Source organism: Enterobacter huaxiensis (assembly GCF_003594935.2).
Classification (GTDB): Bacteria; Pseudomonadota; Gammaproteobacteria; order Enterobacterales; family Enterobacteriaceae; genus Enterobacter; species Enterobacter huaxiensis.
Genome location: NZ_CP043342.1, coordinates 4,879,528 through 4,902,119 on the forward strand (window position 1 = coordinate 4,879,528; position 22,592 = coordinate 4,902,119).

At 54.4% G+C, this 22,592-nt stretch carries 21 protein-coding genes; 11 read left to right on the top strand and 10 right to left on the bottom strand.

Annotated elements, in window-relative coordinates; all coding sequences use genetic code 11:
* The first annotated feature begins 72 nt into the window (after window positions 1-72).
* From glmS to phoU, 10 genes are all read left to right on the top strand, one after another.
* On the top strand, window positions 73-1,902 hold the full coding sequence (gene glmS, locus D5067_RS23205; protein WP_119936483.1) for a glutamine--fructose-6-phosphate transaminase (isomerizing): 1,830 nt from the start codon (window positions 73-75) through the stop codon (window positions 1,900-1,902).
* Window positions 1,903-2,314: 412 nt separating this feature from the next.
* Entirely contained in the window at window positions 2,315-2,896 is a 582-nt protein-coding gene (locus D5067_RS23210) for a chaperone-usher fimbrial major subunit (protein WP_119936482.1), read from the top strand.
* A 71-nt stretch (window positions 2,897-2,967) separates the two neighbouring features.
* Window positions 2,968-3,651 carry a fimbrial chaperone gene (locus D5067_RS23215; RefSeq protein ID WP_119936481.1) on the top strand — a complete coding sequence of 228 codons (684 nt, stop codon included), beginning with the start codon at window positions 2,968-2,970 and terminating at the stop codon, window positions 3,649-3,651.
* A 17-nt stretch (window positions 3,652-3,668) separates the two neighbouring features.
* Complete coding sequence (locus tag D5067_RS23220) at window positions 3,669-6,194, top strand: fimbria/pilus outer membrane usher protein (RefSeq protein ID WP_119936480.1); 2,526 nt, start codon at window positions 3,669-3,671, stop codon at window positions 6,192-6,194.
* 9 nt (window positions 6,195-6,203) lie between these two features.
* Window positions 6,204-7,280 carry a fimbrial protein StgD gene (gene stgD, locus D5067_RS23225; protein WP_119936479.1) on the top strand — a complete coding sequence of 359 codons (1,077 nt, stop codon included), beginning with the start codon at window positions 6,204-6,206 and terminating at the stop codon, window positions 7,278-7,280.
* A gap of 246 nt (window positions 7,281-7,526) precedes the next feature.
* Window positions 7,527-8,567 carry a phosphate ABC transporter substrate-binding protein PstS gene (gene pstS / locus D5067_RS23230; RefSeq protein WP_119936478.1) on the top strand — a complete coding sequence of 347 codons (1,041 nt, stop codon included), beginning with the start codon at window positions 7,527-7,529 and terminating at the stop codon, window positions 8,565-8,567.
* A gap of 128 nt (window positions 8,568-8,695) precedes the next feature.
* Window positions 8,696-9,655: a phosphate ABC transporter permease PstC gene (gene pstC / locus D5067_RS23235; protein ID WP_119936477.1), complete on the top strand. Its 960-nt coding sequence runs from the start codon at window positions 8,696-8,698 to the stop codon at window positions 9,653-9,655.
* The gene (pstA, locus tag D5067_RS23240) at window positions 9,655-10,545 is read left to right on the top strand and encodes a phosphate ABC transporter permease PstA (protein WP_119936476.1); all 891 of its coding nucleotides are present in this window, start codon (window positions 9,655-9,657) and stop codon (window positions 10,543-10,545) included. Before pstC ends, pstA begins: the two co-directional genes overlap by 1 nt.
* 47 nt (window positions 10,546-10,592) lie before the next feature.
* Window positions 10,593-11,366, top strand: coding sequence for a phosphate ABC transporter ATP-binding protein PstB (gene pstB / locus D5067_RS23245; RefSeq protein ID WP_119936475.1), 774 nt, complete (start codon window positions 10,593-10,595; stop codon window positions 11,364-11,366).
* Between the two features lie 26 nt (window positions 11,367-11,392).
* Window positions 11,393-12,118 (top strand): phosphate signaling complex protein PhoU, encoded by a 726-nt coding sequence (phoU, locus tag D5067_RS23250; protein ID WP_008500182.1) that lies wholly within the window; start codon window positions 11,393-11,395, stop codon window positions 12,116-12,118.
* A gap of 94 nt (window positions 12,119-12,212) precedes the next feature.
* On the opposite strand, the gene yieH is transcribed toward phoU, so the two are convergent.
* Window positions 12,213-12,878, bottom strand: a complete 666-nt coding sequence (gene yieH / locus D5067_RS23255) for a 6-phosphogluconate phosphatase (RefSeq protein ID WP_119936474.1) — start codon at window positions 12,876-12,878, stop codon at window positions 12,213-12,215.
* Window positions 12,879-13,043: 165 nt separating this feature from the next.
* Between yieH and adeP the strand changes: the two genes are divergently transcribed.
* Window positions 13,044-14,381 (top strand): adenine permease AdeP, encoded by a 1,338-nt coding sequence (gene adeP / locus D5067_RS23260; RefSeq protein WP_160117940.1) that lies wholly within the window; start codon window positions 13,044-13,046, stop codon window positions 14,379-14,381.
* 91 nt (window positions 14,382-14,472) lie between these two features.
* Here the strand turns inward: adeP and D5067_RS23265 are convergent, their stop codons facing one another.
* From D5067_RS23265 to rpmH, 9 genes are all read right to left on the bottom strand, one after another.
* Window positions 14,473-15,039, bottom strand: coding sequence for an NADPH-dependent FMN reductase (locus D5067_RS23265; protein ID WP_119936472.1), 567 nt, complete (start codon window positions 15,037-15,039; stop codon window positions 14,473-14,475).
* Window positions 15,040-15,075: 36 nt separating this feature from the next.
* Window positions 15,076-15,822 carry a 4'-phosphopantetheinyl transferase family protein gene (locus D5067_RS23270; RefSeq protein WP_119936471.1) on the bottom strand — a complete coding sequence of 249 codons (747 nt, stop codon included), beginning with the start codon at window positions 15,820-15,822 and terminating at the stop codon, window positions 15,076-15,078.
* Window positions 15,823-15,944: 122 nt separating this feature from the next.
* Window positions 15,945-16,916 (bottom strand): HTH-type transcriptional regulator YidZ, encoded by a 972-nt coding sequence (yidZ, locus tag D5067_RS23275; RefSeq protein WP_119936470.1) that lies wholly within the window; start codon window positions 16,914-16,916, stop codon window positions 15,945-15,947.
* Window positions 16,885-18,060 carry an MFS transporter gene (locus tag D5067_RS23280; protein WP_119936469.1) on the bottom strand — a complete coding sequence of 392 codons (1,176 nt, stop codon included), beginning with the start codon at window positions 18,058-18,060 and terminating at the stop codon, window positions 16,885-16,887. Before D5067_RS23280 ends, yidZ begins: the two co-directional genes overlap by 32 nt.
* 110 nt (window positions 18,061-18,170) lie before the next feature.
* Complete coding sequence (mnmE, locus tag D5067_RS23285; RefSeq protein WP_119936468.1) at window positions 18,171-19,535, bottom strand: tRNA uridine-5-carboxymethylaminomethyl(34) synthesis GTPase MnmE; 1,365 nt, start codon at window positions 19,533-19,535, stop codon at window positions 18,171-18,173.
* 72 nt (window positions 19,536-19,607) lie between these two features.
* On the bottom strand, window positions 19,608-21,251 hold the full coding sequence (gene yidC, locus D5067_RS23290; RefSeq protein WP_119936467.1) for a membrane protein insertase YidC: 1,644 nt from the start codon (window positions 21,249-21,251) through the stop codon (window positions 19,608-19,610).
* A gap of 2 nt (window positions 21,252-21,253) precedes the next feature.
* On the bottom strand, window positions 21,254-21,511 hold the full coding sequence (gene yidD, locus D5067_RS23295; RefSeq protein WP_015585463.1) for a membrane protein insertion efficiency factor YidD: 258 nt from the start codon (window positions 21,509-21,511) through the stop codon (window positions 21,254-21,256).
* Window positions 21,475-21,834 carry a ribonuclease P protein component gene (rnpA, locus tag D5067_RS23300; protein ID WP_064324212.1) on the bottom strand — a complete coding sequence of 120 codons (360 nt, stop codon included), beginning with the start codon at window positions 21,832-21,834 and terminating at the stop codon, window positions 21,475-21,477. Before rnpA ends, yidD begins: the two co-directional genes overlap by 37 nt.
* Before the next feature lie 16 nt (window positions 21,835-21,850).
* A complete protein-coding gene (gene rpmH / locus D5067_RS23305; RefSeq protein WP_003849659.1) occupies window positions 21,851-21,991 on the bottom strand; it encodes a 50S ribosomal protein L34 in 141 nt (46 codons plus the stop codon).
* Window positions 21,992-22,592 lie beyond the last annotated feature (601 nt).

Genomic DNA, 22,592 nt, shown 5'->3' on the forward strand with positions numbered 1-22,592 from the left:
GGGGCGCCCGGAAAGGGCAAATACAGGTCAGCGACAACGCAGGCATCATGCCTAAATTCGGAATCTAAAACTATGTGTGGAATTGTTGGCGCAGTTGCGCAGCGTGATATTGCTGAAATCCTTCTCGAAGGTTTACGTCGTCTGGAATACCGTGGCTACGACTCTGCCGGTCTGGCGGTGGTCGATGCAGAAGGTCATATGACCCGTCTGCGCCGCCTGGGCAAAGTGCAGATGCTGGCCCAGGCTGCGGAAGACCATCCGCTGCACGGTGGCACTGGTATTGCGCACACCCGCTGGGCGACGCACGGCGAACCGTCTGAAGGTAACGCGCACCCGCATGTGTCTGAACACATTGTGGTGGTGCATAACGGCATTATTGAAAACCACGAACCGCTGCGCGAAGAGCTGAAAACGCGCGGCTATACCTTCGTCTCAGAAACCGACACCGAAGTGATTGCTCACCTGGTGCATTGGGAGCTGGAGCAGGGCGGCACGCTGCGTGAAGCGGTGCTGCGCGCTATCCCTCAGCTGCGCGGTGCCTACGGCACGGTGATCATGGATTCCCGCGACCCGTCCACGCTCCTGGCTGCGCGTTCCGGTAGCCCGATGGTTATCGGTCTGGGTATGGGCGAGAACTTTATCGCCTCCGATCAGCTGGCGCTCCTGCCGGTGACCCGCCGCTTCATCTTCCTGGAAGAAGGCGATATCGCAGAAGTAACGCGTCGCAGCGTGACCGTATTCGATACCAAAGGCGAGCAGGTGAAGCGCACTGAGATCGAATCAAACCTGCAGTACGACGCGGGCGATAAAGGCGCGTACCGTCATTACATGCAGAAAGAGATTTACGAGCAGCCGAACGCCATCAAAAACACCCTGACCGGGCGCATCAGCCACGGTGAGGTTGATCTGAGCGAGCTGGGTGCAAGCGCGAATGAACTGCTCGGCAAGGTTGAGCATATTCAGATCGTGGCCTGCGGCACGTCATACAACTCCGGCATGGTGTCTCGCTACTGGTTTGAATCCCTGGCCGGCGTGCCGTGCGACGTGGAAATCGCGTCTGAGTTCCGCTACCGCAAATCTGCCGTGCGTCGTAACAGCCTGATGATCACCCTTTCCCAGTCTGGCGAAACGGCGGATACCCTGGCGGCGCTGCGTCTGTCAAAAGAGCTGGGCTACCTGGGTTCACTGGCTATCTGTAACGTGCCGGGTTCATCCCTGGTGCGTGAGTCCGATCTGGCGCTGATGACCAAAGCCGGTACCGAAATCGGCGTGGCTTCCACCAAAGCCTTTACCACCCAGCTGACCGTTCTGCTGATGCTGGTGGCTAAGCTGGCGCGTCTGAAGGGTCAGGATGCTTCCGTTGAGCACGACATCGTTCACGGCCTGCAGGCGCTGCCGAGCCGCATTGAGCAGATGCTGTCTCAGGACAAACGCATTGAAGCGCTGGCGGAAGATTTCTCTGACAAACATCACGCGCTGTTCCTTGGCCGTGGGGATCAGTATCCAATTGCGCTGGAAGGCGCGCTGAAGCTGAAAGAGATCTCCTACATCCACGCTGAAGCCTATGCGGCAGGCGAGCTGAAACACGGCCCGCTGGCGCTGATTGACGCGGATATGCCGGTCATCGTTGTCGCACCTAACAACGAACTGCTGGAAAAACTGAAATCCAACATCGAAGAAGTGCGCGCCCGCGGCGGCGTGCTGTACGTCTTCGCGGATAAAGATGCCGGTTTCGTCAGCAACGACAACATGCACATCATCGAGATGCCGCATGTGGAAGAGGTCATTGCACCTATCTTCTATACCGTTCCGCTGCAGCTGCTGGCTTATCACGTAGCGCTGATCAAAGGCACCGACGTTGACCAGCCGCGTAACCTGGCGAAATCCGTAACCGTCGAATAATACCCTACCTACTGAGGCTGTCTTTTTAAGACAGCCTTTTTTTATTCCTTGTTGTTGTAATGATTTATTCTCCTTTCTGTTATTTTCACATTCCGTTACATATTTCCGGTCCCAAATAGCTTTCTTTCTTTTGCTTAAATAATGATCTATTAAATCGTTGTTTTGAGAAAAGATATTGATGTTTTCCTAAAAAACAGGCGGGAAAAATTAAATAATGCTTTTTAAATATTATATATTTCTATTCTTAAATTAATGCCATAGCCCCGGTTTATTTGATTCAGCTCTCAATAAAAAACGTAATTGGCATGCATTAGACACACGCTGTAATATCGCCATCGCTTTAAAGGATGGTGTGTTTTATTTGGCTACAAGAATGTAGCTTAAATAAATAATATAATTTATGGAGTGTTCTATGAAATTAAACGTCTTAGCCAGTGCGCTGGTTTTATCCTCTACTTTTTTATCAGGTGCAGCGTTAGCGGCTGACGGTACCGTTCATTTCCGTGGTGAAGTTATTGACTCATCATGTGAAGTGACTTCAGATACTGCCGATCAAACTGTCAACATTGGTCGCGTTGCCGTTACGACGTTCGCTGGTGTTGATTCAACAGCGTCTGTTAAAGATTTCCACATTCGACTGGATAAATGCCCGGCAACCTATACTCAGGCTGCAGTGCGTTTTGATGGTACCGAAGATAAGGACACTATTGGTAAAGGTTATCTGTCAATCGGAACCCCGGTTAATGGTGAAACGGGTACTGACGGCCAGTACAGCGGCGATGGTCAGGCAATCGCCGCGACAGGTGTAGCGATCAAGCTGTTCAACCTGAGCGATGATACCGCGATCCCTCTTTATAACAATTCTAAATATGTTGCCATTACTGACGGTAAAGCAGATATGGGCTTCAAAGCGAAGTTTGTACAGACGCTTGCGGCGGTGACGCCAGGTACTGCTAACGCTGATTCCCAGTTTACCATCGAATATCTGAAGTAATCGTCATACTTTGTCCGGAGCCTGCTATCAACTCTCATAACAGGCTCCTTTATGTATTGAAGGATATTAATATGCCAGGACGTATAGTAGGTGTGTTATTAGCGTGTTATCTTACCGGTATTTCTACGCTGGCATCCGCAGGGGTCATTATTGGCGGCACCCGAGTGATTTATTTAAGTGATAAACCTGACGCGACTATTACTATTAAGAATAATGAAGCGACGGTTCCTTATCTTATCCAGACGTGGATCGATCCGTTTAATAATATTCAAACAGCAAGAAAACCCCCTTTTACCGTTATTCCCCCCGTCTCTCGCCTGGAGGCCGGACAGGAAAAAGTACTGCGTATTATGAAAGTAGAGGGCGAACTCCCTCAGGATCGTGAGTCAGTGTTCTGGCTGAATATCAAGAACATCCCACCAACCAGTGGAAAACCTAATTCCCTTGAAATCGCAATTAAGACGCGTATTAAGCTCTTCTGGCGTCCCGCAACGCTGAATATCACTCCTGAACGTGCTGCTTCACGTGTGAAGTGGCACGTTCAGAATCGGCAACTGATTCTGGAAAATCCAACGCCGCTCTATATCAATGTAATGAATGTGACTGTTGACGGCAAAGATGTGCCGCTAAATATTGTCCCGCCTTTTGAAACCCTACATTTGCCGCTCCCTGAAGGCGTTAACGGCCGCGCTCTGGTCTGGCGGTTTGTGAATGATTTCGGTGCGATTAGCCAGGATATAAAAGTAGCGCTTTAAACAAAGGATTGTTTTTTATGGAGTGTTCCCGTTTTTTCATCGCGCTTGCTTCAGGGGTGTTTCTTGGTTTATCCAGCGAAGCAACTGCCAGGGATATGTTCAACCCTGCGCTTCTTGAAATTGATCATCCGGTGGATATCGATATTCACCAGTTTAACCGCGCGAATAACCTGCCTGCGGGGATCTATAAGGTTGATATCCAGGTTAACGGCGAATACGTTGACCGTCGGGATGTATCCTTTAGTGAGGATACGGCAACCCGCAGTCTGCATCCTTGCTTTTCTAACGTTAAAACCGTGCTTGCTGAACTGGGCGTCAAAGTCGCTGCAATTAAGGCGCTTAACGATATTGATGAAAAAACCTGTCTGGATCCCGCGCCGCTTGTACCGGGATCAACATGGACATTCGATACCGATAAGCTCCAGCTCAACGTCACTCTTCCGCAAATTTATATTGATGTTGCTGCACGTGGGTTTATCAGCCCTTCACGCTGGGATGAGGGCATCAATGCGCTCATGGTGAACTATGATTTTTCCGGCTCAAGCACGGTGCACGCCAGCGAGGGGGATAAAGATGATTTTTATTATCTCAACCTGCGCAACGGTGCCAACCTGGGGGCATGGCGTTTACGCAACTACAGTACGCTGAACGTTACGGATGGGCACTCCAGTTACCATTCAATTAGTACCTACGTGCAGCGTAATATTGCAGCATTGCGCAGCCAAATCATGCTGGGAGACACGTGGACGGCGAGCGAGGTATTTGACGGTACGCAGGTGCGCGGTATGCGTCTCTATACTGACGATGACATGCTGCCTTCGAGCCTGACAGGATTTGCACCAGTGGTGCGTGGTGTTGCGAAAAGCAACGCCACGGTTATTGTGCGGCAAAATGGCTACATCATTTACCAGTCGGCCGTGCCGCAGGGGGCGTTTGCGCTCAAGGATTTAAACACGACCAATTCAGGTGGCGACCTTGATGTCACCATCAAAGAGGAGGACGGTAGCGAGCAACATTTTACTCAGCCTTACGCCTCGCTGGCGATCCTGAAGCGTGAAGACCAAACCGATGTCGATCTCAGCGTAGGAGAACTGCGCGATCAAAACGACTTCCAGCCGACCCTCTTCCAGGCGCAGGTTTTACGTGGTTTGCCTGCGGGCGTGACCTTGTACGGCGGCGTGCAGGCTGCAAGTGACTATACTTCCGCCGCGATGGGGCTGGGGAAAGATATGGGATCGCTTGGGGCTATTTCTGTGGACGTTACGCATGCTCGCGCTCAGTTTGAAGATAGCGAGGACGAGAGCGGGCAATCCTACCGTTTTCTTTACTCCAAACGTTTTGATGATACCAATACCACGTTTCGTTTGGTCGGGTACCGATACTCCACACAGGGCTACTACACCCTGAACGAGTGGGCATCTCGCCAGAATAATGACGGTGATTTCTGGACCACGGGTAACCGCCGTAGCCGGCTGGAAGGGACATGGACGCAAAGCTTCGGCGACGGGATGGGAAATATCTATCTGACGCTGAGCCGCCAGCAGTACTGGAAAACGAACGAAGTCGAGCGTCTGGTGCAGCTGGGCTATAGCAATTACTGGCGCAATATTTCGTGGAACGTCTCCTGGAACTACACCGATTCACTCACGTCTGCCTATAACACCTCAGACAACGATTCCCGCAACAGCCCGCAGAGCGAACAAATTTTTATGCTGTCGCTCTCCGTACCGCTTTCAGGCTGGCTGCATGACAGTTACGTCAACTACGGCTTTACGCAGAATAATCATGGAAAAGGCATGCATCAGGTTGGGTTGAGCGGTACTGCGCTGGATGCGCATAACCTCTCCTGGAACGTACAGCAGTCTTATGATGCGGATGACGATGCATACAACAGCAGTGCAGGAATGGGGTATGACGGTACCTATGGTTCGGTGAACGCCAGTTACGACTATAACCAGGATAATCAGCGGCTTAATTATGGTGTTAAGGGTGGAGTTCTGGCGCACGGCGACGGGATAACATTCTCGCAAGAGATGGGCGAAACCGTAGCGCTGGTGAAAGCCCCCGGTGCTGCCGGGTTGGGGCTGGAAAACGGCACCGGTAAAGCGACGGACTGGCGTGGCTACACGGTGCAGACTCAGCTCAACGCTTATGATGAAAACAGGGTAGAGATAGACAGTGACTATTTTGCGAAGGCCAACGTTGAAATTGATAACAGCATACTCAGCGTCATCCCGACGCGCGGCGCGGTAGTACGAGCGGAGTTTGCCACTCACGTGGGCTATCGCGTCCTGTTTAGCGTGAGGCAAAAGAACGGGAAACCCGTACCGTTTGGCGCAATGGCCACGGCAAATCTGTCAACGGGCACCGTAAGCGGCATTGCCGGTGAAAATGGAGAGCTCTATCTCTCTGGAATGCCAGAGGAGGGCGCGTTTGTACTGACATGGGGCGCAGATAAAGCAGCGATCGCCTGCCCGGTTAACTATCGCCTTCGCCAGCCTGAAGGGGTTGGGCTGGTACAGGTATCGGCAGTATGCCAATAGGGAAATGACATGAAATTCAGGACACAGCTATTTTTAACCGCGCTGACGATGCTTATGACGCCGGTATGCAAGGCCTACACGACTGGCGATGGCATATGCCATACGGTGGGGGGAGCCAACATCTATAATCTTAACTTAAACGGCAAACAGATTCCGGCGGATAAAAATAAAGCCAGTACAGAGGTGAGAGATCTGGAAACGTTGTCCGCATCCACGACCTACAAGGCTCAATGTGATTGCCTGACCCATTTTACAACAACATTTCGCACGATGTACTACACCGCGCGGTCAACGTTGAGCACGGACCGGGTAATAAACGGCTACACCTATTACCGACTCAGTGACAATCTCAGCATTGCTACGTCCGTACAGGTTCTTGGGAGGGATTTCATTCCTGTCCCATTCACTGCTGAACCAAACAAAATGACCCATGGGACCTATTGCTATGCGCCGGGCGAAGAGGGGGATGAGGTCACCCTGGATACAGGGTCAAAAATACAGGTCTCCTTTTTAATTAATAAGCCGTTTATTGGCCGGATTAGCGTACCCGGCACGGTGGTGGCCGATCTCTATGGCGGGCTGGACGAGGCTTCCTCCACTGCCAGCACAGACAAAATGGCGGAAATAAGAATCGTCGGTGATATCGTGGTTCCACAGAACTGTGAGATCGCCCCGGGCCAGACGCTGGAAATTGATTTCGGCAAAATCCCTGCCACTGACTTTTCCTCCACCAAAGGCGCTGCCGTGAGCGGTCGCAAGGTGAAAAAGACGATTCAGGTGCAGTGTACGGGCATGCTGAATGAAAATATTGTCTATTCTACCTTCCGCGCCGACCCTGTCGATGCAGATGCGATGATGATGAAAGTCAACGGCAACGATGACGTGGGCATCACCGTGTACGACAAGTGGGATCGTCAGGTCAATGTGAATGGCGGAAAAATGGATATGGACAGGGGAATAAACACAGGTGGTGCCGAAAACAATTCGCTCACCTTTTCCGCCGCGCCTGCCAGTGCAACGGGGGCCCAGCCCAAACCGGGCGCCTTTGAAGCTTATGCGACCGTTACCCTCGAAATTGAACACTAATCCTCCAACGGCTGTTTATGACAGCCGTTGTCATTTTCAGCCTTTTGCACCAGGCTTATAGGTATTACTGTGACAAAAATATGACACTAAGCTGAATAAAAAACGCTTTCTTTCAATGGGTTAATCTTTCATTTTGCATTGTCATAAAACTGTCATATTTCGTACATTTATCTGTCACCTGTTTGTCCTATTTTGCTCATCGTAGCCACTTAAACAATGATTTACGAAATCCTTGCAGGAGACATTATGAAAGTTATGCGTACCACTGTCGCAACTGTTGTCGCCGCGACCTTATCGATGAGCGCTTTCTCTGCATTTGCAGCAGCAAGCCTGACTGGCGCTGGTGCAACATTCCCTGCGCCGGTGTATGCCAAATGGGCAGATACCTACCAGAAAGAAACCGGCAACAAGGTTAACTATCAGGGTATCGGCTCCTCCGGTGGCGTAAAACAAATTACCGCTAACACCGTTGATTTCGGCGCGTCAGATGCCCCTCTGTCTGATGAAAAACTGAATCAGGAAGGCCTGTTCCAGTTCCCGACCGTAATCGGCGGCGTTGTGCTGGCTGTTAACATCCCTGGCCTGAAGTCAGGCGAGCTGGTGCTGGACGGCAAAACCCTGGGCGACATCTACCTGGGCAAAATCAAAAAATGGGATGACGAAGCCATCACCAAACTGAACCCGGGCGTTAAGCTGCCTTCGCAGAACATCGCTGTGGTGCGTCGCGCTGACGGTTCTGGTACCTCCTTCGTCTTCACCAGCTACCTGGCGAAAGTCAACGAAGAGTGGAAGTCTAAAATTGGCGCCGGCTCTACCGTTAACTGGCCAACCGGTCTGGGCGGTAAAGGCAACGACGGTATCGCCGCGTTCGTACAGCGTCTGCCGGGCTCCATCGGTTATGTAGAATACGCATACGCTAAGCAGAACAATCTGGCCTACACCAAACTGGTGTCTGCCGACGGCAAACCGGTTAGCCCGACCGAAGAGAACTTCGCCAACGCCGCCAAAGGCGCTGACTGGAGCAAATCCTTCGCGCAGGATCTGACTAACCAGAAAGGCGACGAGGCGTGGCCAATCACCTCTACCACCTTCATTCTGGTTCACAAAGAGCAGAAGAAGCCTGAGCAGGGTGCTGAAGTACTGAAGTTCTTCGACTGGGCATACAAAAACGGCGGCAAACAGGCGAATGACCTGGATTACGCCAGCCTGCCGGACAGCGTGGTTGAGCAGATTCGTGCTGCATGGAAAACCAACGTGAAAGACAGCAGCGGTAAAGCGCTGTACTAACAGGAAATATTTAACGAAGATGGCGGGTGGCGCTGCGCTTACCCGCCCTACGGTTCATCCTGTAGGCCCGGTAAGCGTTAGCGCCACCGGGCATATTCGTAAAAACGTCTCAAACAGAAGAGTAATTTATGGCTGCAACCAAGCCTGCATTTAACCCTCCGGGTAAAAAAGGTGACATGATTTTCAGCGCGCTGGTGAAACTGGCTGCGCTGATTGTGCTATTGCTGCTGGGCGGCATTATCGTGTCTCTGATTTTCTCCTCGTGGCCGAGCATCCAGAAATTCGGTTTCTCCTTCCTGTGGACCAAAGAGTGGGACGCGCCGAACGAAGTTTTTGGTGCGCTGGTGCCGATCTACGGCACGCTGGTGACCTCATTCATCGCGCTGCTGATTGCGGTTCCGGTGAGCTTTGGTATTGCCCTGTTCCTGACGGAGCTGGCGCCTGGCTGGCTGCGACGCCCGCTTGGCATCGCCATCGAACTGCTGGCAGCCATTCCGAGTATCGTTTACGGCATGTGGGGCCTGTTCATCTTCGCTCCGCTGTTTGCAACCTACTTCCAGGAGCCGGTCGGTAATGTCCTCTCTGCCATTCCGTTTGTAGGCGCGCTGTTCGCAGGCCCGGCATTCGGCATCGGTATTCTGGCGGCTGGCGTGATCCTCGCCATCATGATTATTCCGTACATTGCGGCGGTTATGCGCGATGTCTTCGAACAAACCCCGGTGATGATGAAAGAGTCGGCCTACGGCATCGGCTGCACCACCTGGGAAGTTATCTGGCGCATCGTTCTTCCGTTCACCAAAAATGGGGTGATCGGGGGCGTCATGCTGGGATTGGGCCGCGCGCTGGGTGAAACCATGGCGGTAACCTTTATCATCGGTAACACCTACCAGCTCGACAGCGTATCGCTGTTTATGCCGGGTAACAGTATTACCTCTGCGCTGGCGAACGAATTCGCCGAAGCGGAATCCGGGCTGCACGTTGCGGCGCTGATGGAGCTGGGCCTGATCCTGTTTGTTATCACCTTCATTGTTCTGGCGATTTCCAAGCTGATGGTTATGCGTCTTGCTAAAAATGAGGGGGCACGCTAATGGCGACTCTCGACATGCAAAACACCACCGAGCTGGCGGAATCCCGCCGCAAAATGCAGGCAAAGCGCCGCATTAAAAACCGTATCGCGCTGACGCTCTCAATGGGGACGATGGCATTCGGTCTGTTCTGGCTGGTGTGGATCCTGTTCTCGACGGTGGTTCGCGGCATCGACGGAATGTCGCTGGCGCTGTTCACCGAAATGACGCCGCCGCCGAACACGGCGGGCGGTGGTCTGGCGAACGCGCTGGCGGGAAGCGGCCTGCTGATCCTGTGGGCGACGGTCTTCGGTACCCCGCTCGGCATCATGGCGGGTATCTACCTGGCGGAGTACGGACGTAAATCATGGCTGGCTGAAGTTATTCGCTTCATCAACGATATTCTGCTGTCCGCACCGTCTATCGTTGTCGGTCTGTTCGTTTACACCGTTGTGGTGGCGCAGATGCAGCACTTCTCCGGCTGGGCGGGGGTTATTGCCCTGGCGCTGCTGCAGGTGCCGATTGTAATCCGAACCACCGAAAATATGCTGAAGCTGGTGCCGGACAGCCTGCGTGAAGCGGCTTACGCCCTGGGCACCCCGAAATGGAAGATGATCTCCGCGATTACGCTAAAAGCGTCAATCTCCGGGATTATGACCGGCATCCTGCTGGCCGTTGCGCGTATTGCGGGTGAAACGGCGCCGCTGCTGTTTACGTCGCTCTCCAACCAGTTCTGGAGCACGGACATGATGCAGCCGATTGCCAACCTGCCGGTGACAATCTTTAAATTTGCGATGAGCCCATTCGTGGAATGGCAGCAGCTGGCCTGGGCCGGGGTGCTGATCATCACCCTTTGCGTACTGTTGCTGAACATTCTGGCGCGCGTCATTTTCGCGAAGAAGAAACACGGTTAATTTTTTACGGCGCGGCAGCTCGCGGCGTCGAATGAGGAAATGAGTCAATGAGTATGGTTGATACTGCCCCGGGTAAGATTCAGGTTCGTGATTTGAACTTCTACTACGGCAAATTCCATGCCCTGAAGAATATCAACCTGGATATCGCGAAGAACCAGGTCACGGCATTCATCGGTCCGTCTGGCTGTGGTAAATCCACGCTGCTGCGCACCTTTAACAAGATGTATTCGCTCTATCCGGAGCAGCGCGCCGAGGGTGAAATCATCCTCGACGGCGAAAACATTCTGACCCATGCCCAGGATATCGCCCTGCTGCGCGCGAAAGTGGGCATGGTGTTTCAGAAACCGACGCCCTTCCCGATGTCGATTTATGACAACATCGCCTTTGGCGTGCGTCTGTTTGAAAAGCTTTCCCGTACGGATATGGACGAGCGCGTGCAGTGGGCGTTGACCAAGGCCGCATTATGGAACGAAACCAAAGATAAGTTGCACCAGAGCGGGTACTCTCTCTCCGGTGGTCAGCAGCAGCGTCTGTGTATTGCGCGCGGTATCGCCATTCGCCCGGAAGTGCTGCTGCTGGATGAGCCGTGCTCGGCGCTGGACCCGATCTCAACCGGTCGTATTGAAGAGCTGATCACCGAGCTGAAGCAGGATTACACCGTGGTTATCGTTACCCACAACATGCAGCAGGCTGCGCGTTGTTCCGATCACACGGCGTTTATGTACCTGGGCGAATTGATTGAGTTCAGCGATACGGACGCGCTGTTCACCAGGCCCGCGAAGAAACAAACCGAAGATTACATTACTGGCCGCTACGGTTGATTTGCCTTAGTGCATGTGGAGAAACCATGGACAACCTCAATCTTAATAAACACATTTCCGGCCAGTTTAACGCAGAGCTGGAAAGCATTCGTACCCAGGTGATGACCATGGGCGGCATGGTCGAGCAGCAGCTATCTGATGCGATTACGGCGATGCACAACCAGGACAGCGAGCTGGCGAAGCGCGTTATTGAAGGCGACAAAAACGTCAACATGATGGAAGTCGCTATCGACGAGGCCTGCGTGCGTATTATCGCCAAGCGTCAGCCGACGGCGAGCGACCTGCGTCTGGTGATGGCGATCATTAAAACCATCGCCGAGCTGGAACGTATTGGTGACGTTGCGGATAAAATCTGCCGTACGGCGCTGGAGAAGTTCTCTCAGCAGCACCAGCCGCTGCTGGTCAGCCTGGAGTCGCTGGGCCGCCACACCGTGCAGATGCTGCACGACGTGCTGGATGCTTTTGCGCGTATGGATCTGGACGAAGCGGTGCGTATCTACCGTGAAGACAAGAAAGTCGATCAGGAGTACGAAGGCATCGTGCGACAGCTGATGACCTACATGATGGAAGATTCCCGTACCATCCCAAGCGTGCTGACCGCGCTGTTCTGCGCGCGCTCAATCGAGCGTATCGGCGACCGCTGCCAGAACATTTGTGAATACATCTTCTACTTCGTGAAGGGTCAGGACTTCCGTCACGTGGGCGGCGACGAGCTGGACAAGCTGCTGGCGGGTAAAGATCCGAAAGAGTGATTTTTACCCTCACCCTAACCCTCTCCCACAGGGAGAGGGGACAATTCGGTTTTCTCCCTCTCCCCTGGGGAGAGGGTCGGGGTGAGGGGAAAACTCAGCGAGTAATATTCCACCCGCGTGCCTTCCACAATTCAGGCAGCTGCGCCAGATCGGTAAAGGTCGTCACTTTGGGATGATCGATCGGCTTGTTGTGCGGATCGGCGCAGAAGTAAAACACCTCCATGCCCGCATCAATCCCCGACTGCGCTCCCGCAGACGAGTCATCCACCAGAATGCAGTTTTCTACGTTGACGTTCATCGCCTTCGCTGCATGGAACATCAGTGCCGGGTCTGGCTTCCAGCGCTGGATATCGTAGCCGCTGAACAGTTTTTCCGGGAAGTGATGCAACATCTCCAGCTTGCCCAGCGAGTGCTGCATTTTGCTGACCGGGCCGTTAGAGACCACGCAAATGGGCACCGTCATCGCATCAAGCAGCGCGTTTGCGCCGGAAATGACCTCCAGCTCCGAGTCGAAGAGGCGTGCGACCTCGGCGCGGTAAACGGGTTCCAGATCGGCTTTCGCCAGGAAGACCCCGTGCTCTTCGTTAATGATGTCGATGATCTCGTACAGCTTCACGCCCTTAAAGCGTTTGAACACCTCGTCGAGATCGAGCGCAATGCCAAATTCCTGGAACATGGCGACATACGCGCGGGAACAAATGACCTCACTGTCGACCAGCGTACCGTCGCAGTCGAAAAATACCGCTTCAATTCCGGACATGCCTTTCCCTTTTAACAAGTTTAACGTTTTCGTACGGCAGTTTAACGAGACGCAATCGTTGCCGTATAAGCAAAATCAATGAAAAAAGTATCTCATAACCGCCACTATTGTCGCATTTTGGTATAGGATAGCGACGAATTTTCCCTCCTTGTTCGGAAATTGATGATGAGTCAACAACACAATACCCAGACATCTGGTCAGGGTCTGCTTGAGCGCGTGTTCAAACTGCGCGAGCACGGCACAACGGCACGCACCGAAGTGATCGCCGGTTTCACCACCTTCCTGACGATGGTGTATATCGTTTTTGTTAACCCGCAAATTCTGGGCGTTGCTGGCATGGATACCAGCGCCGTCTTTGTGACTACCTGCCTGATTGCTGCGCTTGGCAGCATTCTGATGGGCGTATTCGCTAACCTGCCTGTGGCGCTCGCCCCGGCAATGGGTCTGAATGCCTTCTTCGCGTTCGTGGTCGTTCAGGCGATGGGCCTGCCGTGGCAGGTTGGCATGGGCGCTATCTTCTGGGGCGCCGTTGGCCTGCTGCTGCTGACCATCTTCCGCGTGCGCTACTGGATGATTGCCAATATCCCGGTGAGCCTGCGCGTGGGCATCACCAGCGGTATCGGCCTGTTCATCGGCATGATGGGTCTGAAAAACGCTGGGGTGATCGTGGCGAACCCGGAAACGCTGGTGAGCATCGGCAACCTGACCTCTCACAGCGTGCTGCTGGGCGTGCTGGGCTTCTTTATCATCGCCATCCTCGCGTCCCGCAATATTCACGCGGCGGTGCTGGTGTCCATCGTGGTCACCACGCTGCTGGGCTGGATGCTGGGCGATGTACAGTTCCACGGTATCGTCTCAGCGCCACCGAGCGTCTCTACCGTTATTGGTCACGTGGATCTGGCTGGGTCGTTTAACCTCGGTCTGGCGGGCGTGATTTTCTCCTTCATGCTGGTGAACCTGTTTGACTCCTCCGGTACGCTGATCGGCGTGACCGATAAAGCCGGTCTGGCGGATGAGAAAGGTAAATTCCCGCGTATGAAGCAGGCGCTGTTTGTAGATAGCGTCTCCTCCGTTGCAGGTTCTTTCATCGGGACCTCCTCTGTGACCGCTTACATTGAGTCCTCTTCGGGCGTCTCCGTTGGCGGCCGTACCGGCCTGACGGCGGTAGTAGTGGGCCTTCTGTTCCTGCTGGTGATTTTCCTGTCTCCGCTGGCGGGGATGGTCCCACCGTATGCGGCCGCAGGCGCGCTGATCTACGTAGGCGTTCTGATGACGTCCAGCCTGGCGCGCGTGAAGTGGGAAGATTTGACGGAAGCCGTTCCGGCGTTTATTACCGCAGTCATGATGCCGTTCAGCTTCTCGATTACCGAAGGTATCGCGCTGGGCTTTATCTCTTACTGCGTGATGAAGGTCGGTACCGGCCGCTTCCGCGAGCTCAGCCCGTGCGTGATCGTTGTGGCGCTGCTGTTTGTGCTGAAGATTGTGTTTATTGACGCGCACTGAGGTGCGGTTTGTGTTGTCAGGTGGCGCTTCGCTTACCTGACCTACTGACGAGTGTAGGCCCGGTAAGCGCTAGCGCCACCGGGCTTTTTTATCAGGCTTTAACCCGCTTAATATAATCCCCAAACGCCGTCAGCTGGCCAGACAGATGGTCACGCGTGCTCTGATCCACCACTTCACCCGTCTGCGGGTCGACCTTGTTCTGAATCACACCGCCCATAAATTCCGGCTTATTCATCACCATCGCATCCAGGAACACCAGAATCTGGCGCAGGTGATACTGACAGCGCGCGCCGCCAATCGCCCCCATGGAGCTGGTCTGGATGAGTACCGGTTTACCGGACAGCGGCTGTTCCGGCAGGCGAGACAGCCAGTCAATGGCGTTCTTCAGGCCACCCGGCACCGAGTAGTTATACTCTGGGGTCACGATGACCACGCCGTCAGCCTGGCGAATCTGCTCTGCAATCGCTTCCACGCTCTGCGGGAACCCTTCTTCCTGCTGTACGTCAGCATCATAAAGCGGGATATCGCCAATGGACGGCAGCGCGGCAATTTCCATTCCTGCTGGCGCCAGCTGTGGCAGGGTGCGGGCTACCATCCCGTTGAATGAACCTTTGCGCAGGCTTCCCAGTAACGTAACAACTTTCAACGTATCAGACATGATTACTCCTGTTTCATCATGATGACCCTGAATGGATCAGCTAAGGGTGAATGCTTTTTCTGCCGGTAAACTGGTTAAACGCATCAGACGAGCGGCGGGTTCGTTGGCGCGCTCGGGCACATCAGGAAGGCTACGCCATCCGTGTTTGCTGTCAAATTCCCAGATCTTCAGGCGCTCAATCGCGGGGGTCACCGCAATCGACCAAATCAATACGTCCTCTGCGTCGCTGAGCGCTTCTACCAGCGTGGCTTTGGTTGCACGCAGGCGTCCGGAGCCTGGCAGCAGCTGCAGCAGGCTAGCGTCGTCTGACGCGCAGCCGCAGAGTTTACGAATGCTCTGGCGCAGGGTAATGAGCTGGGCTCTGGCCTCGATGGGGTCATTTTGATTGCGCACCCACAGTTTCTCATTGCTGGAGAGCGGGTAGTCCTCGTGCGGGTTCGCGCCGTGGAGGCCGCGCGTCGCGCGCTGAAGCTCCATATCCAGTCCGCAATCACCTTCGGTGGTGAGCGCAACGCCAATAATGTTGCCAGTATAGGCAATGGAAAAACGGGGCAGATCCGGGTCAGCAAAGACCGGGCGGCCTTCAGGTTGGGTGATGATGTCCGGCAGTTCGCTGGTGCCGTACAGCATAAATAACAGTTCAGCGAGAAGTGCTCTGGAGGCTAAGAACCGCGTCCTGCGGTGTTCCGGAAGTTTGAGCGCCTCACTGTGACAGGCTGAAGAAATTCTGGCCGATACGAGACGTCCTTCAGTAAGCAACCCTCTTGCAAAGTGCGTAGCCATTTTTCGCTCCTTGATAATGGTCGTAGTCGGTTAAACGGTTACATCATTATCGCTTAACTTACCCTCTGTTTTAATCAGTAAATGGGAGTAAGAGAAGCCTGAGGACCAAACTTTACATTTTCTTAGGCAAAACTGGGGCCCGGGGCGGCGTACAGCGCTTTGATTGTCTCTCTCAGCCAGACGATTTTGGGGTTGTGACTGTTGCGTTTATGCCAGATTAGCGTGAAGGGCACGGTCAGCTTTTCCGCCTGCGCTTCGTCAATGGGAATAGGAAGCGCGATCAGCTTCCGCTGGTGGAGTTCATTATAGTGGTGGCAGTAGTGCGGCGCCGTAGCGATATAGTTATGGCCGGGCTGCGCCGCCATAAACATCGCCTGTTCGAACCCCGGCAGGCACATGGCGATATTACGCTCACGTCCCATCTCTTTTAGCACCTCATCGAGCGCCCAGGTGTCGCTGCGTTCCCAAAAGATGCTGATATGCGGATAGCGCAGAAACGTCTCCAGATCCCACGCTTCCTGTAGCGCCGGGTGGTCTTCGCGCAGATACACGCAGGGACGGTCGCTGAACAGGATTTCGTAGTCGATAAACCACGGCATCAGCTTCAGCAGCTCACGGGAGCGCGGGTGCGTTTCACGTCCGGTAAAGCCAAGATCCACCTCCCCACGCGTTATGGCATCCAGCGAATCGTAGTCCCAGTGGCGCATCTTCACCGTCGCCTGCGGATAGCGCTGATTCACCTGTTCCAGCAGGGCGTTAAAGCGGATCAGCATCAGCGGCGTTTCGGCGGCGAGCACAAACGTCAGCCCGCCGGGGGAGTCATGGTGGAATTTGTCGAGGATCTGGTTGCCAATCTGCATCCAGTCGGCCAGATCCTGCTCCAGGCTCACCGTCAGCGGGGTTGGCAGCAGCCCTAACGGCGTCTTCACAAACAGCGGGTCTTCAAACCAGTCGCGCAGTTTTGCCAGCGATTTACTCACCGCGGACGGCGTCACGTTCATCCGTTTTGCGGCTTTGGTGACGCTGCGCTCCTGCAGCAAAAGCTGCAGGCAAAGCAAGAGGTTAAGATCGAGACTGCTGATGGGCTTCTTCATAATGCGCCGCGGGCTGGATGACCATAAGTAAGGTAATGCACACTATGCTACAGCCAATGAGAACCCCGATCAGCATATTCAGTGCATTCAGGCCGATGACGGCAGCCAGCCATATCCACAGCGATGAACCGCAGACCTGCGCAATACCCAGTACCGAGCTTGCGACGCCTGCGCGCAGGGAGAACGGGCCGAGCGCCTGGCTCATCGCTACGCCAAAGCCGACGGAGAACCCGGCGCAGATCAGAGTAATGCCCACCAGCATGAGTGCGTGCGAGCTGGCTGTTGCCAGAATCACGCCCGCTGCCAGAAATAATACCTGTGAGGTCAGCATCAGCGTGCGCTGGCGGAAGATATTCAGGGCAAACGGCGTCGAGAAGGAGACCGCCATGCTCACCATCGCGGTTAGCGCCATGACGGTGGAATACTCGCCGCGATCGAAGCCCATCGTCTCCATCAGTAACACCGGGGAAACGTTTACATAGGTGAGGATCACCGCCACGCTCAGCGTGGTCACGGCCAGACGGCTGAGGAAAAAGCGGTTAAGAAGCTTTTCGGCGGGGTGAATAGTGGCAGCGTGTCCCGTATTCTGCGAACCCGGATGGGTCTCTCTCAGCACGGTGATAGACAGGATAAACACCAGCGCACCCATGGCCGCCATCGTCCAGAAGAGGCTCTGCCACGGGAATTTCAGCATGATCAGGTAGCCCACAACGGGGGCCAGCACCGGAATAATGCAGGTTATGCCGTTGAGCATTGAGAGCACTTTGGCGCGGCGCTGGGCGCTTAAGGTATCGCGCAAAATCGCAAACGCCACGACGTAGCAGCCGCCGGCACCAATGCCCTGGATAAAACGCCCGCTCAGGAAAAGCGTGCTGTCGTGCGCCAGCGAGCAAAGCACGGAAGCCAGTGCGAACACGATGGCTCCTGTAATGGCGACAGGCTGGCGGCCCGCTTTATCCGCGATTTTCCCGGCAAACACCATCGATGACGCCATCCCCGCGAGGTAGGCCGAAAACGCGATATGCAGCTGCGCTTCGCTGGCGCCCAAATCGCGGGCGATGTGCGGCAGCCCCACCAGATACATATCAATGCCCGACGGATAAAGCAGTACCAGCGCAAAACTACAAAACAGAAAACGAGCCATAGAACCCCCATAGATGCAGGCATGCAGAATAGGGGGTGAAAAAGGATTAGGCGAGTTGCCATTTGGACAAAGGTGATTTCCTGGCAGGAAATCACCTTTTATAGCGGGTGTTACTTACCAATACAGAAGCTGGAGAAAATCCTTCCCAGCAGATCGTCCGACGTAAACTCCCCGGTGATCTCGCTCAGGTTCTGCTGCGCCAGGCGCAGCTCTTCCGCCAGCAGCTCGCCTGCCCATGCGCCGAGAAGCTGCGCTTTACCCTGAACAAGGTGGTTTGCCGCCTCTTCCAGCGCCTGCAGGTGACGGCGACGCGCCAGGAAGCCGCCTTCCATGCTGGTATCAAAGCCCATGCTCTGCTTGAGATGGTTGCGCAGGTCGTCAACGCCCTCGCCGGTACGCGCCGACAGGCGAATCAGTGAGTGACCGTTCACATCGCTGATACCGAGCGTTTCGCCGGTAACGTCCGCTTTGTTACGCACCACGGTGATCGGCAGTTTCGCCGGGAGACGGGCGATAAAGTCTGGCCAGATGTCCGCCGGGTCGACGGCGTCGGTCGTGGTGCCGTCTACCATAAACAGCACGCGGTCGGCCTGTTCGATCTCCTGCCATGCACGTTCAATACCGATACGTTCCACTTCGTCGCTGGCGTCGCGCAGTCCGGCGGTATCGATGATGTGCAGCGGCATGCCGTCGATGTGAATATGCTCGCGCAGCACGTCGCGGGTGGTGCCGGCGATATCCGTCACGATAGCGGCCTCGCGGCCCGCCAGGGCGTTCAGCAGGCTCGATTTACCGGCGTTAGGGCGACCGGCAATCACGACCTTCATCCCCTCACGCAGCAGGCTGCCCTGACGCGCTTCGGCTCGGACGGCGTCGAGATCGTTCATCACCTGGTTGAGCTGGGCTTCGATTTTGCCGTCAGAGAGGAAGTCGATCTCCTCGTCCGGGAAGTCGATAGCCGCTTCGACGTAGATACGCAGGTGAGTAAGTGCTTCCACAAGGTGATTTACGCGAGCGGAGAACGCGCCCTGCAGCGAGTTCAGCGCGGAGCGGGCCGCCTGTTCAGAACTGGCGTCGATCAGGTCAGCAATCGCCTCGGCCTGCGCCAGGTCGAGCTTATCGTTGAGGAAAGCACGTTCGGAGAACTCGCCCGGCTTCGCAATACGCAGACCCGGCAGCGTCAGAATACGTTTTAACAGCAGGTCGAGGATAACCGGCCCGCCGTGGCCCTGCAGCTCCAGCACGTCTTCGCCGGTAAAGGAGTTTGGGCCGGGGAACCACAGCGCAATCCCCTGATCCAGCGGGGTGCCGTCGGTGTCTTTAAACGGTAGATAGTCAGCGTAGCGCGGCTTTGGCAGATTACCCAGCACCGCTTCGGCCACCTCGCGCGCCTTCAGGCCGGAGATACGCAGAATGCCTACACCACCGCGTCCCGGTGGGGTTGCCTGGGCGACGATAGTGTCGTTATGGCTCATGGTTGGTCTCGTTCAATACAAATAAAAAAGGCGGTCAATCGACCGCCCTTATTTTAGCGTTAACTTACCGAATCAGGACTTTTTCTTTTCGCGGCTATGCAGGCCACGCTTCTCAAGACCACGGTAAATCAGCTGCTGCTGGATGATGGTCACCAGGTTGCTGACGATATAGTACAGCACCAGACCTGACGGGAACCACAGGAAGAACACGGTGAAGATGACCGGCATAAAGGTCATGATCTTCTGCTGCATCGGGTCGGTCACGGTGGTCGGAGACATCTTCTGGATGAAGAACATCGTCACGCCCATCAGGATCGGCAGGATGTAGTACGGGTCCTGTGCAGACAGGTCATGGATCCACAGTGCAAACGGCGCGTGGCGCAGCTCAACGGAACCCATCAGCATGTAGTACAGCGCAAGGAAGATTGGCATCTGAATCAGCAGCGGGAAGCAGCCACCCAGTGGGTTCACTTTCTCTGCTTTATACAGGGCCATCATTTCCTGGCTCTGACGCTGTTTATCATCGCCCAGACGCTCACGCATCGCCGCAATCTTCGGCTGCAGCATACGCATCTTCGCCATGGAGGTGTACTGCGCTTTAGTCAGCGGGTACATGATGCCACGAACGATGAAGGTGATGATGATGATGGAGAAGCCCCAGTTACCCACGAAGCTGTGGATGAACTTCAGCAGCTTAAACAGCGGCTGGGAGATGAACCACAACCAACCGTAATCAACGGTCAGATCCAGGTGAGGCGCAACGGCCGCCATTTTATCCTGAATTTCTGGGCCAACCCACAGGGTGCTTGCCAGCTTACCGGTTTCACCCGGCTGTACCAGAACCGGCTGGGATTTGTAGCCGATGGCTGCAAGACCGTTGCCGAGGTTCGCGGTGTAGAAGTTGTTGGTACCGTCGTTATTCGGGATCCATGCAGTCGCGAAATACTGTTGCAGCATTGCCACCCAGCCGCCTTTGGAGCTGACGTTCAGGTTTTCGTTATCGGCAATGGTGTCGAATTTGTATTTCTCGTACTTCGCATCCGGCGTGGAGTACGCCGCGCCGCGGAAGGTATGCAGCGCAAAGTTGCTGCTTCCGGTGTCACGGTGAGACGGCAGATTGATGGACTGCTTCAGCTGACCAAAGGTCGACACTTCAAGCGGTTTCGCACCGGCGTTCTGTACGCTATAGCCCACGTTCACCGCATACTCACCGCGTTTCAGGGTGAAGGTTTTGGTGAAGGTGTTGCCCGCGGCATCGGTATAGGTCATCGGGATAGCGAGTTCGTTCTGGCCATCAGCCAGTACAAAGGTATCACTCTCGACGTTATACAGCGGACGCGCACCGTTAGCCGGGTTATCCGGGCCATCACGACCGGTCAGGCCGCTCTGAGCCTGATACAGGAACTCAGGTGTGGTTTCCAGTAACTGGAACGGTTCGGTAGACTTCAGCTCTTTCGGGTAGGTCAACAGCAGCGCCTGCTCAACATCACCACCACGGGTGTTGATAGTCAGCTCAAGCACATCGGTCTTAACCGTAATCTGTTTCCCCTGGCCACTGGCCGGTACGCCCTGGTCGGCGGCGCTACCCGCTGCGGTGGTCGTGGTCTGCGTGGTCTGCTGCTGGGGTTGAGGATTTTTATCCTGTTCCCATGCCTGCCAGATCATGAAAGACACGAACAACAAAGCGATGATAAGAAGATTGCGTTGCGAATCCATCGTTAGTGTTCTCTGGTATCAAAGGGTCCTGGGGGGACGGGGTCGTCTCCACCTGGGTGTAAAGGGTGGCATTTTAATACGCGTTTCACCGTCAACCAACTGCCTTTTATCACTCCAAACCTGCGCAATGCCTCAATTCCGTAGCTTGAGCACGTTGGCGTGAAACGGCAATGTGGCCCGAGTAGCGGACTAATCAGGCGCTGATAGACCCTGATAAGGCCTATCAGGACCCGGGAGCCAGGCGACAGTGGCGGCGCCATAATTTTTCCAACGCTTCCGAGAGAGCACGGTTATCGAGGTCGGCAACCCCTTTTTTAGCCACCACCACGAAATCCATTGAAGGCAGTTCGTGCTGACGTAAACGGAAGCTTTCACGCGTCAGACGTTTAATCCGATTGCGTTCATGCGCACGCTTAACATTTTTCTTGGCGACTGTGAGACCGATGCGGGGATGCCCCAGCGAATTTTGGCGGCCGAGGATGGTGATTTGCGGCGTGCCAGCCCGTTGTGGCTGCTGGAAGACGAAAGTGAAATGAGTGGGAGTTAACAAACGTAACTCCCTGGGAAATGCTAGCTTAACCACTCAGGGGTTAGCTTTATTACTTGGAAACGGTCAGACGAGAACGGCCTTTAGCACGACGACGTGCCAGAACCTGACGACCATTTTTAGTAGCCATACGAGCACGGAAGCCGTGAGAACGGTTGCGCTTCAGTACAGACGGTTGAAAAGTGCGTTTCATGGCGATTTCTACCTAAACTTGAATAATTTCACTGACTTTCGCGTATACCCGAACGAGTTTCGAACGACTAACGCCTCAGCGTGGGTGATTAAAGAGGCCGGATTGTAATAATTGTACACTCCGGAGTCAATTCTCTTTCCTTATTTCCCGCGTATTTCCGCACGATTTCGCGTGGAAAATGAGCAACGGACGACGCAGGAAGATGAGCATCACGCGCCGGGTCGAGGATTATACGGCCTCCCGAACAAAGCGCAAGGATCGTCCCGGATCTTCGTTAGATCATTTAAGCAATAATTTGTCTGTGCTCATTAATTTTTCCAATATGCGGCCTAAATCGTGAGGCACTGGTGGCAGGATCGTTTACACTTACCCGGTTTCGGATCTTCCTGTGGATAAATCGGGAAGAAACTGTGAGAAACAGAAGATCTCTGGCTCAGTTTACGCTATGATCCGCGGTCCCGATCGGGATCCCAGGATCCTGGTCAGGATAAAATTGCAGATAGCAATTCGCACATCCCCCTTTTGCACAGGGTCATGTCGATGTGCGCCAACAATCATGAATATTCAATAGTTTTCTTTTATTGTTCGAGTGGAGTCCGCC